Origin of the sequence: Lactobacillus sp. wkB8, from assembly GCF_000761135.1 — a bacterium.
GTDB classification, from domain to species: Bacteria; Bacillota; Bacilli; order Lactobacillales; family Lactobacillaceae; genus Lactobacillus; species Lactobacillus helsingborgensis.
In genome coordinates, this window is the sequence record NZ_CP009531.1 from 99,592 (window position 1) to 115,901 (window position 16,310).

Annotated in this window: 8 protein-coding genes, 1 tRNA gene and 3 rRNA genes; 8 read left to right on the forward strand and 4 right to left on the reverse strand. The window is 41.5% G+C overall.

Annotated features, from left to right (window positions below; all coding sequences use genetic code 11):
- Positions 1–44 precede the first annotated feature (44 nt).
- Entirely contained in the window at positions 45–1,055 is a 1,011-nt protein-coding gene (locus tag LACWKB8_RS00455; protein WP_038520664.1) for a D-2-hydroxyacid dehydrogenase, read from the reverse strand.
- A gap of 336 nt (positions 1,056–1,391) precedes the next feature.
- Here LACWKB8_RS00455 and LACWKB8_RS00460 point away from each other — a divergent pair, with 336 nt between their 5' ends.
- From LACWKB8_RS00460 to LACWKB8_RS00470, 3 genes are all read left to right on the forward strand, one after another.
- Positions 1,392–2,219 (forward strand): exodeoxyribonuclease III, encoded by an 828-nt coding sequence (locus tag LACWKB8_RS00460; protein ID WP_038520667.1) that lies wholly within the window; start codon positions 1,392–1,394, stop codon positions 2,217–2,219.
- Positions 2,220–2,292: 73 nt separating this feature from the next.
- Positions 2,293–5,133, forward strand: coding sequence for a DUF3427 domain-containing protein (locus LACWKB8_RS00465; RefSeq protein WP_038520671.1), 2,841 nt, complete (start codon positions 2,293–2,295; stop codon positions 5,131–5,133).
- A gap of 206 nt (positions 5,134–5,339) precedes the next feature.
- Positions 5,340–5,591 (forward strand): hypothetical protein, encoded by a 252-nt coding sequence (locus LACWKB8_RS00470; RefSeq protein ID WP_038520674.1) that lies wholly within the window; start codon positions 5,340–5,342, stop codon positions 5,589–5,591.
- Between the two features lie 134 nt (positions 5,592–5,725).
- On the opposite strand, the gene LACWKB8_RS00475 is transcribed toward LACWKB8_RS00470, so the two are convergent.
- Positions 5,726–6,850, reverse strand: a complete 1,125-nt coding sequence (locus LACWKB8_RS00475; protein WP_038520677.1) for a serine hydrolase — start codon at positions 6,848–6,850, stop codon at positions 5,726–5,728.
- Positions 6,851–7,463: 613 nt separating this feature from the next.
- On the opposite strand from LACWKB8_RS00475, the gene LACWKB8_RS00480 reads away from it, so the two are divergent.
- The 4 genes from LACWKB8_RS00480 (at position 7,464) to LACWKB8_RS00495 (ending at position 12,428) form a co-directional block, all read left to right on the forward strand.
- Positions 7,464–9,029, forward strand: a 16S ribosomal RNA gene (locus LACWKB8_RS00480).
- A 218-nt stretch (positions 9,030–9,247) separates the two neighbouring features.
- Positions 9,248–12,156, forward strand: a 23S ribosomal RNA gene (locus tag LACWKB8_RS00485).
- Positions 12,157–12,228: 72 nt separating this feature from the next.
- Positions 12,229–12,345 (forward strand): 5S ribosomal RNA (gene rrf / locus LACWKB8_RS00490).
- Together the 16S, 23S and 5S rRNA genes with 1 tRNA gene alongside form the textbook arrangement of a ribosomal RNA operon.
- A 10-nt stretch (positions 12,346–12,355) precedes the next feature.
- Positions 12,356–12,428 (forward strand) — tRNA-Asn (locus LACWKB8_RS00495).
- Positions 12,429–12,475: 47 nt separating this feature from the next.
- Here the strand turns inward: LACWKB8_RS00495 and LACWKB8_RS00500 are convergent.
- Positions 12,476–13,402, reverse strand: a complete 927-nt coding sequence (locus tag LACWKB8_RS00500) for a LysR family transcriptional regulator (protein WP_038520680.1) — start codon at positions 13,400–13,402, stop codon at positions 12,476–12,478.
- Between the two features lie 121 nt (positions 13,403–13,523).
- Here LACWKB8_RS00500 and LACWKB8_RS00505 point away from each other — a divergent pair, with 121 nt between their 5' ends.
- Complete coding sequence (locus tag LACWKB8_RS00505) at positions 13,524–15,404, forward strand: flavocytochrome c (RefSeq protein WP_038524847.1); 1,881 nt, start codon at positions 13,524–13,526, stop codon at positions 15,402–15,404.
- 89 nt (positions 15,405–15,493) lie between these two features.
- On the opposite strand, the gene LACWKB8_RS00510 is transcribed toward LACWKB8_RS00505, so the two are convergent.
- The gene (locus LACWKB8_RS00510; protein WP_038520683.1) at positions 15,494–16,249 is read right to left on the reverse strand and encodes an MIP/aquaporin family protein; all 756 of its coding nucleotides are present in this window, start codon (positions 16,247–16,249) and stop codon (positions 15,494–15,496) included.
- Between the last annotated feature and the right edge of the window lie 61 nt (positions 16,250–16,310).

A 16,310-nucleotide genomic window follows, 5' to 3' on the forward strand; every position in this document is an offset into this window, starting at 1 on the left:
TTGTTATTTAAAGTGTATTTAAGAAGGGAAATGAATTTTACAAATTAAAATTCTTTGTTCAAATCAACAGGAGTATCAGCCTGCTCGCCATTGATTAACTTCAAGTTGTTATCAAAGGCTTTAATAACCATGTTGCGGACAGCGTGAGTAGTGTAGAAAGCTGTGTGTGGCGTTACCAAAACATTTGGCCGTGCGATTAAATCAGCTAAACGCTTGTCAGGGAAATCTTTGCCACTGAAGTCGCTGTTGAAAATACCAACTTCATTTTCGTAAGTGTCCATTACGAAGCCAAAGATCTTGCCTGAGTCAAGACCACGAATAACGGCGTCTGTGTCAACTAATGGACCACGAGAAACGTTAACGATAACAACGTCGTCTTTCATCTTTTTGATTGAGTCGTCGTTGATCATGTGGACATTTTCCGGAGTATCAGGAACGTGAAGTGAAATAACGTCAGACTTAGCGTAAAGCTCATCCAAGTCATCAACGTAGTAGCCCTTCTTTTCTAATTCTGGGTTCTTGAAAATGTCATAGGCAATGACTTTAGCGCCAAAGCCTTCCATAATTCTCATGAATACTTGACCAATGTGACCAGTACCGATAACACCAACTGTTTGGTCACGTACTTCACGACCGATTGTTGGTGCCCAACGTAAATCATGCTTAGCAATTTTTTCGTCCATTGCCTTATCTTGACGTAAAACTCTGGCAGCTTGAATAGCAGCGTGTTCAGCAATTGCATCAGGTGAATATACCGGAACATTAGTTATTTTAAAACCTAATTCTTTAGCCTTTTTTAGGTCAATGTTGTCAATACCAACGTTACGGATTGACCAATTATGAATGCCTAATTTATCTAAAGCTTCAATAGTATCAGCCTTGTAATCTAGTTGCTGGTAAGTTACAACACCATCAGCACCCTTAGCTAATTCAGCTGTTTCAGGGGTGAGAAGTTGATCAGTAAAATCAACATCAACATCCTTGTGAGCTTCTTTCCATTCATGAACATATGGTTCTTCGTCTTTACGAATGGCGTAAGCATAAATTTTAGTCATAAAATCTAACCTCCAAAGATTATTATTGTTGTCTCTTGTGCTATTATACACTTGCTTAACTAGATTTAAAAACATAAACTTGTGAAAATAATATTTTTATCAAAATGGCGTTCTGTTAGTAATCGCTTACAATAATATGGCACAAGGAATCACGCTTAATCAAAAAAGTTACAAGTATTTTTTGCCAAGATAGTGAAAAAAATAACAGCAATTTCACCTCAATATGATCACCTCAAACTTGGAATTGGAAAAAATCAGGGTGACAGAAGCTTTGTGTCCCAGCTAAAAAACTATATAATGAAAATAATGAAAGAAATGAATAAAAAGGAGCAGAAAATGATCTTAATTTCGTGGAATATCGACTCATTAAATGCAGCTTTAACCGGAACTTCTTCTCGTGCAGTAGCAACACGCAAAGTTTTAGAAAAAATACATGCTGAAAATGCTGATATAGTTGCAATTCAAGAAACTAAATTACGTTCAACTGGACCAACTAAAAAACACATGGAAGTATTAACAAAAGAATTTCCAGAATATGATATTGTTTGGCGTTCATCAGAAGAACCGGCACGTAAAGGTTACGCTGGAACCATGTTTTTGTATAAAAAAGAACTCAAGCCTAAAGTGACTTATCCTGTAATTGGTGCACCGGAACCGATGGATCATGAAGGCAGAATCATCACTTTGGAATTTCCTGAGTATTTTGTCACTCAGGTATATACGCCAAATTCTGGCAACGGCCTTAAGCGTTTAAGTGAGCGTCAAGTCTGGGATGAAAAGTATATTAATTACTTGCAAAAATTAGATCAAGAAAAACCGGTTTTGGCTAGTGGCGATTATAATTGTGCTCACCACGAAATTGATCTGAAGCATCCTGACACTAATCACCATTCTGCAGGTTTTACTGATGAAGAACGAGCAGATTTTACTCAATTGCTTAAAGCCGGCTTTACAGATACATTTAGAAAACTCAACGGCAATGTTGAAGGAGTCTACTCATGGTGGGCTCAAAGGGTAAGAACTGCAAAGGCTAATAATTCCGGCTGGAGAATTGATTATTGGCTAACTAGTAATAGAATTGCAGATAAGGTTAAGCGTTCTGAAATGATGGATACGGGAGAACGTGCTGATCACTGCCCAATTTTATTGGCAATAGATTTATAAGCAGTTGTAAAAAAGGGATCCAGATGGTTGGGTTTCTTTTTCTTTTGTGTAAAATAATTTTGAGGTGATGAGTATGAATGAGCCCTTGCAAGACGCCATTCTTAATGGTCTGTATGACCCTAAATATCCTGGTCATGAATTATTAGGGCCGAAACTGCTGCAAAATAATAAACAGGAGAATATTTGGCTGACGCTGCGCCAAGAGCTGCTTAACTGTCAAAATTTTACTTGGGCTGTAGCCTTTGTTACTCAAGATATGCTCGTTCCCTTTAAAGTAGTTATGGCAGATTTAGCTAAGAAAAACATCTCGGGTACATTAATTACGGGTGACTATTTAGGATTTAACAATCCCAAAGTTTTTCGTGAGTTACTTAAAATTTCCAACTTGACAGTTAAAATTACGCCTCAAAGCGGATTTCATGCTAAAGGTTATCTCTTTGAACATGAGGAATGGCAAACTTTGGTTATCGGCAGTGCTAATTTCACCCGGTCGGCTTTACTTAGTAATTACGAATGGGCCTTAAAAATCAGCTCAAAAAATAATGCGACGTTGACAGAGCAGATTGCCAGGCAATTGCATGAGTTAAAAAATGATAGTATGCCACTATCTGAAAGCTGGATAAGAGAATATGAGCAAAATTGGGTGAAGCCACAAGTACAATCTCAGGTTCATGTTAGTGAAACAACTAAAATTGTGCCAAATAAGATGCAAGAAGAAGCACTGCAGGAATTACAAGGCTTAATTAAAGACGGACAAAAGCGGGGTCTGGTAGTTTCAGCTACTGGAACTGGCAAAACCTATTTAGGAGCATTTGCTGTCAAAGATTTTAAACCCCAGAAGTTTCTTTATGTGGTTCACCGTGAACAGATAGCTAAAAAGGCTTTAAAAAGTTTTCACCAAGTAATTGGTGGGAATTTAGCCGATTATGGTCTGTTAACCGGGCACAAGCACCAGATTGAACGCAAATATGTTTTTGCCACCGTGCAGACTTTAAGTCAGCCTGAAGTACTTGCTAGTCTAAGTGCAACAACTTTTGATTACATTTTGATTGATGAGGCCCACAGGGCAGCTGCACCAAGTTATCAGCGCATTTTTGCTAAGTTTAAACCGCAATTTTGGCTGGGAATGACTGCCACCCCGGAAAGGATGGATGACCAGGATGTATACCGTCTTTTTGACTATAATTTAGCTTACGAGATTCGTTTGCGCGAAGCACTGGAAGAAAAAATGCTGGCTCCTTTTCATTATGTAGGCGTTGCAGATTATGAGGTTGGTGGTGCTACGATTGACGAAACCACTAACTTGCGCAGACTGCTGGCGCCAGAGCGTGTTGACTATGTTTTAAAGCAGCTCGATTATTACGGTTATTGTGGTTCTCAAGCTAAAGGATTGGTTTTTTGCAGCCGCCAAGAAGAAGCGCGTGAATTAGCGCAGGCCTTTTCAGACCGTGAACATCCTGCTATTGCCTTAACTAATGAAGACAGCGAAAAAAGAAGGCTGCAGGTAGTTAAGCAGCTGGAACAAGGACAAATTGATTACATTATTACCGTTGACCTGTTTAATGAAGGAATTGATATTCCGGCTTTAAACCAGATCATTATGTTGCGTAATACGCAGTCCAGCATTGTTTTTATCCAGCAGCTAGGCCGCGGTTTGCGTAAATATCCCGGTAAAGACTATGTCACGGTCATCGACTTTATTGGTAACTATAAAAATAATTATTTAATTCCAATTGCTTTAAATCAGGATGACAGCCGCTCGCAGGATAAGGCACGCGAGGAAAGCTTGCTTCCCAGCTTTATTGATGTTTCAACGATTAACTTTAGCCAAATTGCCTCTGCTAAGATTTTGGCTTCACTTGATCAGATTAAATTGGATAGTATTAAGGAATTGCGACAGTCATACCAGGAACTGGCGGAAAAAATAGGGCGTCCACCCCTGTTATTTGATTTTTACCGTTATGGCTCAACTTCACCCATGGTATTTGCGAATAATCATAGCCTTGAGCATTATGGTGAGTTTTTAATAAAAATGGGCGAACCTGTGAAGCTAAGTCGGTATGAAAGTGCTGTTTTGTCTTTTGCCACTAAAGAGTTATTGAATGGGAAAAGACCGCATGAACTGCTACTTTTGCAACTGCTTTTAGAAAAAGAGCAGGTTAGCCAAGAAGAATTTGAACAAGCTCTGCATGATTATGGTGCTTATGTTAATGAAAGCGTGTTAACTTCAGTTGAAGATATCCTTTCTTTAAGTTTTTTTGACATCAAGCAGGGAAAGACAACTAAAAAAGAACAATATGGCGGACAGCCACTTGTGGTTAAAGCAGATTTATTAGATTATGCGTTAGCACCTAAATTGGCACAATCTCTTTTGCAAAATGAAACCTTTAAAAAACTTTTTACTGATGTTATCAAAACCGGCTTGGCATTGAATCACAAGTATGATAATCAGAAGCAATTTACTCTTTATGAGCAATATGACCGTAAAGATGCTTGCCGATTATTAAATTGGCCGTTAGATGTTTCCGCACCGATGTACGGCTATCGTGTGGATGAACATGAGACCCCCATTTTTATTACTTACCAAAAAGATTCAAAGAAAAAACGCAACGCTTTATACCATAATACTTTGGAAGATGGCCGCTGCTTGCGTTGGTATACCCGCACGCCCCGTCATATCAACTCTGCCGAGGTGCAAAAATTACTTAATACGCCCCAGATGAAGCTATTGCTGTTTGTTAAGAAAAGTGATGCAATTGGCAAGCAGTTTTACTACTTAGGTCAAGTGCACATTCAAAAGGACACAGTCAAAGAAGAATTGCTGGGGCCGAAGAAAAAAGCAGCGGTAGGGATGAATTTGCTGCTGGAAAAGCCGTTGAATACAAAAATGTATGAGTTATTATTTGATGAATAAAAAAAGTCTAAGAATTAATTTTCTTAGACTTTTTCTGTTGGCTTTAGCACTTTAAAAGAGAATATCATAGAGTTTTCTGCCAGGTAGCACAAACAATTAATTAAAAATATTAAATAAAGATTAATTAAATCATTTAATTTGGCAATATCGTGTTAAAATAATAAGAAATTTAAATAAGAAGGTTTAATAAAAAGGAGGTAATAAAAATGGCAGAACATGACCTTAAAAACGCGGATCAAAGTAAAGCAATTCATAGTATTCGTCGAGAACATCGAATTAACAGAGTCGTTTTACCCCTTGCGGTCTTTTATGTTTTCTATTTAATGTGGACAGTCTTAACAGATTTAGGCTTATTTCTTAGAATTGTTACGGTCGCATTTTTTATTACACTTGTCTATTTTACTATCTCTGGGACTATGTATTTGAGTGACAAAATAAAAAAGAAACGCGAAAAATGATTTTCAATGTTAAAAACTTTAATAGAAAAGGCTAATAAATCACATTAGTAAATGTTGACTTATTAGCCTTTTACGCTATAACTATTCAATTTTTAAAGTGACGAAACGTTGTTACAACCTTTTTGAACAAGAACCTAGCGTTTAACAAAAGTATTAGGTTTGATATGCTGTAAAATTTCGTAACCTACATCTTTTTCGTCATTTTCATTATCATCAGTTTGATTTAAAAACATGACGATACCATTTTGGTTATCGGCAGTTAATTGCATCCAGGTGCCAAAGTGTTGTCCCATAAAACTGCCATACGCATTTTTGATATTGTCTTTATTATATAAGTACAGTCCACCAGAGTAGTTAATTACCTTACTCTTTAGGTGAGTCATGTAGTAATAATCGTCTTTACTTAAAATAGAGCCGTCCGCTAATCCAACTTGGATTTTGTAATATTCTTCTGGAGTCGAAAATAGATTACCCGCACCCGGGATTTGAGAAACTAGACTTTTCTTAAGATAAGTAGCATTTTGATAATTTTTACCTCCGTTTGAATAATATGAAATGGGATCTGTCATTGTTTTAGGGATGTTTTGATAAAGGTATGTATTTTGTAAATTCAACTTATTAATAATACGAGTCTGCAGATTTTCTTCATACGACTTGCCTGTAACCTGCTTGATAATACCGGTCAGAAGAATGTAATTGCTGTTATTGTAATGATAATTGCCAATTTCATCGGATGATGAAGCATTAATATTATTGATTACCCACTTGATAGCATTATCTTCAGAATAGTTATAACCGCGATCTATTTCTGTACTAGTAGCCATAATACCTGAGGTATGAGTTAACAAGTTACCCACTGTGATGCTATCAGCGTTTTTAAGATTGGGATACCAGCGCGAGATCTTAGTGTTTTGGGTAAATTCCTTATTGGTTCCCTTAGTTTCATTAATTAGTTGGACTACCATTGCTGCAGTTACTACTTTTTGCAGAGAAGCTGTTGGGTAAACAACTTTACTGCTGCCATTACCAATTCTCTTGCCATACCAAGCATAGCCGTAACTGATTGTTTGTGGTACTCCGTCTTTTACAACCGTAACTATGCCGCGTACATGATGCTTTTTAAAAGTGTTCCTGACAAAATTGTACATTTCAGTTTGTTTATTAGTTGTCGTTGCTGCTTTAACTTGATTGGCACTAGTAACAAGGGGCGTAGTAGCCATAAATAAAGCGGTTGTCAATGTCATAATTTTATGCTTCAAGATAATTTTCTCCTTAGAAATATAGTAGTATTATAAAACTTTTAAATTAATAAAAGTATGCGAAAGGGTTAAAATTACTTAACAAACTTAATAACCTTTGTAAATTTGTAAAATAGCCAAAATAGATATTGAAAATGGATGATTAGAGGAGAAATAAGCAAAAATTTCGATAAAAAGTCTTAGATACATAAGGGCTTATTGACAGAGTGAGAAAAAATATCAAAAAAGACTTGCAAAAGGGAGAAATAATTGCTAGTATTAATAACTGTCGTCGGGCAATGAGCCGCAAGGCAAGAGGAGCCAAGGGGCGACAAAAAAATCGAGCAAAACCAGTTGACAAAAAGCAACAGGTTTAGTAAGATAATAAACGCTGTCAGGTAAGACGGCAAAAACAAGTCAGAAAAAAGTGCTTGACAAAAGCAATTGAATCTGGCAAAATGAAAAAGCTGTTTTAAAGAAGGCAGCAGGTAGTACCTTGAAAACTGAACAATGTTTTCGCAAAAATGTGCGGGTTTAAAGAACCCAAAACAAAAGAGCGAAGTCAATTTCGCAAGCAAATAAATCCGAGATGCGAATCTTGGAACGAATGAGCAAACATTCAAACAAACATTTAAAAAATGAGAGTTTGATCCTGGCTCAGGACGAACGCTGGCGGCGTGCCTAATACATGCAAGTCGAGCGAGCAATTTTGAYRGAATACTTCGGTAGGAAGTCAGAAGCGCGAGCGGCGGATGGGTGAGTAACACGTGGGCAACCTGCCCTTTAGCTTGGGATACCACTTGGAAACAGGTGCTAATACCAAATAAGCAGCACGAGCGCATGCTCRAGCTGAGAAAGGCGGCTTTCGAGCTGTCACTAAAGGATGGGCCCGCGGTGCATTAGCTAGTTGGTAAGGTAACGGCTTACCAAGGCGATGATGCATAGCCGAGTTGAGAGACTGACCGGCCACATTGGGACTGAGACACGGCCCAAACTCCTACGGGAGGCAGCAGTAGGGAATCTTCCACAATGGACGCAAGTCTGATGGAGCAACGCCGCGTGAGTGAAGAAGGTTTTCGGATCGTAAAGCTCTGTTGTTGGTGAAGAAGGACAAGGGTAGTAACTGATTCTTGTTTGACGGTAATCAACCAGAAAGTCACGGCTAACTACGTGCCAGCAGCCGCGGTAATACGTAGGTGGCAAGCGTTGTCCGGATTTATTGGGCGTAAAGCGAACGCAGGCGGGAGAATAAGTCAGCTGTGAAAGCCCCCAGCTTAACTGGGGAACTGCAACTGAAACTATTTTTCTTGAGTGCAGAAGAGGAGAGTGGAACTCCATGTGTAGCGGTGGAATGCGTAGATATATGGAAGAACACCAGTGGCGAAGGCGGCTCTCTGGTCTGTAACTGACGCTGAGGTTCGAAAGCATGGGTAGCGAACAGGATTAGATACCCTGGTAGTCCATGCCGTAAACGATGAGTGCTAAGTGTTGGGAGGYTTCCGCCTCTCAGTGCTGCAGCTAACGCATTAAGCACTCCGCCTGGGGAGTACGACCGCAAGGTTAAAACTCAAAGGAATTGACGGGGGCCCGCACAAGCGGTGGAGCATGTGGTTTAATTCGAAGCAACGCGAAGAACCTTACCAGGTCTTGACATCTAGTGCCAGTCCTAGAGATAGGATGTTTCCTTCGGGAACACTAAGACAGGTGGTGCATGGCTGTCGTCAGCTCGTGTCGTGAGATGTTGGGTTAAGTCCCGCAACGAGCGCAACCCTTATTATTAGTTGCCAGCATTAAGTTGGGCACTCTAATGAGACTGCCGGTGACAAACCGGAGGAAGGTGGGGACGACGTCAAGTCATCATGCCCCTTATGACCTGGGCTACACACGTGCTACAATGGTTAGTACAACGAGCAGCGAACCTGCAAAGGCAAGCGAATCTCTGAAAGCTAATCTCAGTTCGGATTGCACTCTGCAACTCGAGTGCATGAAGCTGGAATCGCTAGTAATCGCGGATCAGCACGCCGCGGTGAATACGTTCCCGGGCCTTGTACACACCGCCCGTCACACCATGAGAGTCTGTAATGCCCAAAGCCGGTAGGATAACCTGCAAAGGAGTCAGCCGTCTAAGGCAGGACAGATGATTAGGGTGAAGTCGTAACAAGGTAGCCGTAGGAGAACCTGCGGCTGGATCACCTCCTTTCTAAGGAAAAGCAAAGGCCGAGGCGGAGAGTAGGAATACTAAGAGAAGCCAAGGCAAGAGCAAGGAAAGCACATGAGTAGCGAAGACATTGTTTAGTTTTGAGGGTAATACCTCAAACGAGTTAGTACATTGAAAACTGAATATAATCCAAGAAAAACCGAGAAACAATCAAAAGAGAACAGATTGCTAAAGAGCGACCGAGAGAGTATCTTGAGTAAGGTCAAGTAAAGAAGGGCGCACGGTGAATGCCTGGGCACAATGAGGCGAAGAAGGACGTGACGAACCACGAAAGGCTTCGGGGAGCGGTAAGTACGCAGAGATCCGGAGATATCCGAATGGGGGAACCCAATGCATGCAGATGCATTACCAAGCGGTGAATAGATAGCCGGTTGGGGCAAGACGCAGTGAACTGAAACATCTAAGTAGCTGCAGGAAGAGAAAGAAAGATCGATTTCCCTAGTAGCGGCGAGCGAAGCGGAAAGAGCCCAAACCAGATGATTTATCATCTGGGGTTGTAGGACTGCAGGAAGGCAGCGCAAAGGATAGCAGAATTATCTGGGAAGGTAAGCCAGAGAGGGTGAGAGCCCCGTAAGCGAAATCCGGAGCGCGCTGAGCAGGATCCTGAGTAGGTCGGGACACGAGGAATCCCGATTGAAGCAGCGAGGACCATCTCGCAAGGCTAAATACTACATTGTGACCGATAGTGAACCAGTACCGTGAGGGAAAGGTGAAAAGAACCCCGGGAGGGGAGTGAAAGAGAACCTGAAACCGTGTGCCTACAAATAGTCAAAGCCCATTAAGGGGTGATGGCGTGCCTTTTGTAGAATGAACCGGCGAGTTACGTTAATTAGCGAGGTTAAGTCAGAAAAGACGGAGCCGGAGCGAAAGCGAGTCTGAAGAGGGCGCGAGAGTTAGTTGATGTAGACCCGAAACCAAGTGACCTACCCATGACCAGGTTGAAGGTGCGGTAAAGCGCACTGGAGGACCGAACCCACGTAAGTTAAAAATTGCGGGGATGAGTTGTGGGTAGCGGTGAAATTCCAAACGAACTTGGAGATAGCTGGTTCTCTCCGAAATAGCTTTAGGGCTAGCCTGGTGCGAGGATGATAATGGAGGTAGAGCTCTGTTTGGACGAAGGGCCCGTCAGGGGTTACTGAATTCAGATAAACTGCGAATTCCAGATATCAAAGCACTGGAGTCAGACTGCGAGTGATAAGATCCGTAGTCGAAAGGGAAACAGCCCAGATCACCAGTTAAGGTCCCCAAATCTATGCTAAGTGGAAAAGGATGTGGAGTTGCGTAGACAACTAGGATGTTGGCTTAGAAGCAGCCACCATTAAAAGAGTGCGTAATAGCTCACTAGTCGAGTGACGCTGCGCCGAAAATTTACCGGGGCTAAGCATAGTACCGAAACTGTGGATGTGCAGTAATGCACGTGGTAGGAGAGCGTTCTAAATGCGGCGAAGCTTAACTGAGAAGATAAGTGGAGCGTTTAGAAGTGAGAATGCCGGTATGAGTAGCGCAAGATAGGTGAGAATCCTATCCGCCGAAAGACTAAGGTTTCCTGGGGCAGGCTCGTCCGCCCAGGGTAAGTCGGGACCTAAGGCAAGGCCGAAAGGCGTAGTCGATGGAGAACAGGTAGAGATTCCTGTACTGCGCAGCTTCGTTAATAGCGAAGGAGGGACGCAGGAGGCGAAGGACGCATGGCGCTGGAAGCCATGTTTAAGCGTCAAGTGTGGATATGAGTCAAATGCTTGTATTCGAGAAGCACAAGGCGTGATGAGGAGCGAAATTAAAGTAGCGAAGGTCCAAGAGTCACACTGCCAAGAAAAGCTTCTAGTGAGAAGCTGCGTACCCGTACCGCAAACCGACACAGGTAGTCGAGTGGAGAACACTCAGGTGAGCGAGAGAACTCTCGTTAAGGAACTCGGCAAAATCGCCCCGTAACTTCGGGAGAAGGGGTGCTGGTGTAAGAGCCAGCCGCAGTGAATAGGCCCAAACAACTGTTTATCAAAAACACAGGTCTCTGCAAAGTCGTAAGACGACGTATAGGGGCTGACACCTGCCCGGTGCTGGAAGGTTAAGGAGAGCTGTTAGCGCAAGCGAAGCAGCGAACTGAAGCCCCAGTAAACGGCGGCCGTAACTATAACGGTCCTAAGGTAGCGAAATTCCTTGTCGGGTAAGTTCCGACCTGCACGAAAGGTGTAATGATTTGGGCACTGTCTCAACGAGAGACTCGGTGAAATTATAATACCCGTGAAGATGCGGGTTACCCGCGACAGGACGGAAAGACCCCATGGAGCTTCACTGCAATTTGATATTGGGCAGCTGTTAAACATGTACAGGATAGGTAGGAGCCGGAGAAGATAGCACGCCAGTGTTATCAGAGGCAATGTTGGGATACTACCCTTGTTTGATGGCTGCTCTAACCAGGGCCTCTAAGCGAGGCATGGGACAGTGTCAGACGGGCAGTTTGACTGGGGCGGTCGCCTCCTAAAGYGTAACGGAGGCGCCCAAAGGTTCCCTCAGAATGGTTGGAAATCATTCACAGAGTGCAAAGGKATAAGGGAGCTTGACTGCGAGAGCGACAACTCGAGCAGGGACGAAAGTCGGGCTTAGTGATCTGGTGGTACCGYATGGAAGGGCCATCACTCAACGGATAAAAGCTACCCTGGGGATAACAGGCTTATCTCCCCCAAGAGTTCACATCGACGGGGAGGTTTGGCACCTCGATGTCGGCTCGTCGCATCCTGGGGCTGAAGTCGGTCCCAAGGGTTGGGCTGTTCGCCCATTAAAGCGGCACGCGAGCTGGGTTCAGAACGTCGTGAGACAGTTCGGTCCCTATCCGTCGTGGGCGTAGGAAATTTGCGAGGAGCTGTCCTTAGTACGAGAGGACCGGGATGGACATACCGCTGGTGTACCAGTTGTCTTGCCAAAGGCATCGCTGGGTAGCTAAGTATGGYCGGGATAAGCGCTGAAAGCATCTAAGTGCGAAGCCCCCCTCAAGATGAGATTTCCCATACGAAAGTAGTAAGACACCTCAAAGACTAAGAGGTAGATAGGCTGGGAGTGGAAGAGCCGTGAGGCTTGGAGCGGACCAGTACTAATCAGTCGAGGACTTGACCAGAGCTTAGCAGCAGTCAAGGTTTTTCAAGCGGATTATATTTAGTTTTGAGTGTAAAAGCTCAAAGGAAAAAAGTACGGTGGCAAGAGCAAGAAGGAAACACCTGTAACCATGCCGAACACAGCAGTTAAGCTTCTTCACGCCGAGAGTAGTTGGTGGGAGACTGCCTGCGAGGGTAGGACGCTGCCGTGCTTTTTAGTATTCCGGCTTAGCTCAGTTGGTAGAGCGCTTGACTGTTAATCAAGATGTCGTCAGTTCGAGTCTGACAGCCGGAGCGAGCAGCAAAAAGAGGACCTAACGGTCCTCTTTTTTGTTTATCATTTTATCTGATGTTGGGGTTAATTTTTAATTTCATAAAGGTTCTAATTAAATTGCTTAATCCTGGCTTGAGTGCTTGACCATGTTTAACAGCAATGAAGTATTTAATCTGGATTAAGTTTTGATCGACTGGAAGCAGATTAATTGGAGTTTGCGCCATTCTTTTAATTATACTAGCAGCTGAAATAGTTAATCCTGCGCCTTTTATTGCTAAGTTGGTGGCAGTGATAATACTGCTGCTTTCTAAAATAATATTTGGCTTGATATGAAACTTTTGAAACGCGCCATTAACTTGATGACGGATAGCTGAATTAGTTGAACTAACTACAAAGGGTTCACGTAAGATTTCTTTGATGTCATATTCTTGTGGCTTTAAAATAAAATGACCCTTTTTAAAGAATTTTGATGTCGGGGGAATAATAACAAAATAACTTTCACCACCGTTAACGTAAAAGTCCAATCCCCGGTTAAGTGATTCTGGGGTCTGACCTAGATAACAATCTATTTGTTCATGCAAGAGATGGGCTTCGCTTACTCTCGGAAAATTCTCGGATAATTGAATTTTGATATTAGGATTTTCCAAAAGAAACTGCGGTAGTAGTTCTGGTAATAAAAAAGTACCCAGACTTTCTAAAACACCTATTCTAATTACTTCCTGATGAGGTGATACATATTGGGTCAATTGTTCCGTTAATTTTTGTTTATTTGTAATTTTTGTTTCTAGATAATTATAATAAATTACCCCGGCCTGAGTTAATGTAAAAGGTATTGTCTCACGCTCTATTATCTTAGTTCCGAGCTTTTTTTCTATTCGCTTGATTAGCTGGGTTAAATATGGCTGCGAAATATACAATTCAGAGGCTGCTCTGGTAAAATTACTTTCTTTTAGCAGCACATCAATAAAATGTAGTACAGTTTCAGAATCATTCATAATTTACCTCCGATAACAATTTTATTATAGCGTTTTTGCTATAAAACTATTTCATTTTGAAAAGAAAAGTTAGTAAAATTTAATTGCTGAGTATTAAAAGAAAGGAAGTATATTAATAATGATGAAACCAGGTACTTATGAAGTTAAAGCTAAAGGTCATGGTTCTAGCTTTATGCCAATGAAAGTGATGCTTTCTGAAGATAAAATCAAAGAAATAGGTATTGACTCTAGTGGCGAAACTGCGGGAGTAGCAGATGAAGTCTTTAAACGTCTGCCCAAGCAAATTATTGCTAACCAAACTTTAAACGTTGATGCCGTAAGCGGCGCTACAATTTCTAGTCACGGCGTAATTGACGGTGTGGCCCAAGCAATTACAAAAGCTGGCGGAGATGCACAGGAGTGGCTTAATAGACCAAAGCCTAAGACGGCTAATGCAACTGATTCTGAATACCAAACTGATGTTGTAGTCATTGGCGCTGGTGGGGCAGGACTTGCGGCAGCTGCCAGAACAATTCAAAATGGTAAAAAGGTAATCGTGCTGGAAAAATTCCCTCAAATTGGTGGTAATACAACAAGAGCAGGTGGACCTTTAAATGCTGCTGAGCCAGAATGGCAGAATAAGTTTAAGGCTTTACCTGGTGAAAAAGAAAGTTTGGCAAAATTAGCTGCAACTCCAATTGCTGAGATTGATCCAGAATACCGTGATGATTTTAAAGAATTGCAAAAACAAATTAAAGCTTATTTAGATTCTGGTAAAAACTACTTGTTTGATTCAGTTTTATTGCATGAGATACAGACTTATTTAGGTGGTAAAAGAACTGATTTAAACGGTAATGAAATTCATGGCAATTATGCCCTAGTTACTGAACTGGTTAATAATGTGCTTGATTCAGTTAAATGGTTGACTGATTTAGGGGTTAAATTTGACCGCTCTGATGTCACTATGCCGGTTGGTGCTTTATGGCGTCGCGGTCACAAACCAGTTGAACCAATGGGGTACGCCTTTATTCACGTTTTGGGTGATTGGGTAAAAGATCATGGTGCCACGGTTTTAACTGAAACCCGCGCGCAACATTTAATAATTGAAGATGGTGAAGTCACGGGTGTTGTAGCTCAAAATAGTGATGGCAGTAAGGTTACCATTCACGCGCAAAAAGTAATTTTAACTTCTGGCGGCTTTGGTGCCAACACCAAAATGGTGCAAAAGTATAACACGTATTGGAAACACATTGATGATGATATTGCTACTACCAATTCACCAGCGATTACTGGTGATGGTATAGCTCTAGGTCAAGAAGCCGGTGCTGATTTAGTTGGTATGGGATTTATTCAATTAATGCCAGTTTCTGATCCTAAGACTGGTGAATTATTTACCGGTATTCAAACTCCACCTGAAAACTTTATTATGGTTAATCAAAAAGGAGAACGCTTTGTTAACGAATTTGCAGAGCGTGATACCTTGGCTAAGGCAGCAATTGCCAATGGGACTCTATTCTACTTAATCGCTGATGAGAAAATAAAAGCTACAGCCTATAATACAACCGAAGAATCACTTGCAGCACAGGTAAAAACGGGTACTCTGTTAAAGGCGGACACTCTTGAAGAATTGGCTGAAAAAGCCGGCATGGATCCAGCTACTTTAGTAGATACTATTAAAAAATATAATTCTTATGTTGATGCTGGTAATGATCCAGAATTTGGTAAGAGTGCATTTAACCTTAAATGTGAAGTTGCACCATTTTATGCTACGCCACGTAAACCAGCTATTCATCATACAATGGGTGGCTTAAGAATTAATCCAAAAGCACAAGTAATAAACAAAGATGGACAAGTAATTGACGGCCTATATGCAGCTGGAGAAGTTGCTGGTGGGTTACATGCTGGTAATCGCCTTGGCGGTAATTCATTAGCAGACATTTTTACCTTTGGCCGGATTGCTGCCGACACCGCATGTAGTGAGATTAAGACAAGTGATGCGTTAAGTGGCGCATCACAGCAATAAATACTATTCTGCTTATAAAATAATAGTTAACCTAACTGGCTAACTATTATTTTTTTATTGCAAGTAAATATTAATATACATATAAATTACTATATTTTAAAACATAGTTTGTAAATAAAGATACCAACCAGCGCGCCTAAAATAGGAGCAATAACCGGTACCCAACTGTAGTCCCAGTTTGAAGATCCCTTATTAGGAATAGGCAAAATAGCATGAACTATTCTAGGTCCCAAATCTCTAGCGGGATTTAACGCTGGGCCAGTAGGACCACCATCAGCGATTACTAATGCCATGATGATGAACCCGACACCCACATTGGCAATATCAACAGATTGTTTGAAGAATACACAACTATAGATTCCAGTACAAGTAAATACTAAAATTGCAGTTCCGATAAATTCTGCGATAAAACCATTCAACTTATTGTTAAGTGTTTCACCAGTCGCAAAACAAGAAAAAATTTGCCCTTCTCCATTAGTAGTTTCTCTAAAGTACGGCCAATAGATAACAACAACCAATAATTGTCCTACAATAGCACCGAGCATTTGGGCAATTATATATTGCGCAACATGACTCCAGGGAAAAACTCCAGCTGCAGCCTTTGCAATAGTAATTGCGGGATTAATATGGTTTCCTGAAATTGAGCCAAACATCATTGCCGGTATCATTACGCCAAAGCCAAACCCGAGCGCAATAAAAATCCAGCCTCCGTTTGCTTGACCATCTTTGCCATTGGCTGTGGTTTTCTTGAGAAATGAGTTGGCAACTGATCCGTTACCAAAAACTATAAAAACAGCTGTCCCCAAAAATTCGGCAAAATAGCGCGTCATCCAACTTCCAGTCATAATCTTCCTCCTTTAATTAATTAGACTTTGCACAAACTATAAACTAATGTGAAACGCTTAC

Coding starts and splice junctions, on each gene's coding strand:
- LACWKB8_RS00455 (WP_038520664.1), bottom strand. CDS start 1,055: ATGACTAAAATTTATGCTTACGCCATTCGTAAAGACGAAGAACCATAT.
- LACWKB8_RS00505 (WP_038524847.1), top strand. CDS start 13,524: ATGAAACCAGGTACTTATGAAGTTAAAGCTAAAGGTCATGGTTCTAGC.
- LACWKB8_RS00470 (WP_038520674.1), top strand. CDS start 5,340: ATGGCAGAACATGACCTTAAAAACGCGGATCAAAGTAAAGCAATTCAT.
- LACWKB8_RS00465 (WP_038520671.1), top strand. CDS start 2,293: ATGAATGAGCCCTTGCAAGACGCCATTCTTAATGGTCTGTATGACCCT.
- LACWKB8_RS00510 (WP_038520683.1), bottom strand. CDS start 16,249: ATGACTGGAAGTTGGATGACGCGCTATTTTGCCGAATTTTTGGGGACA.
- LACWKB8_RS00500 (WP_038520680.1), bottom strand. CDS start 13,402: ATGAATGATTCTGAAACTGTACTACATTTTATTGATGTGCTGCTAAAA.
- LACWKB8_RS00460 (WP_038520667.1), top strand. CDS start 1,392: ATGATCTTAATTTCGTGGAATATCGACTCATTAAATGCAGCTTTAACC.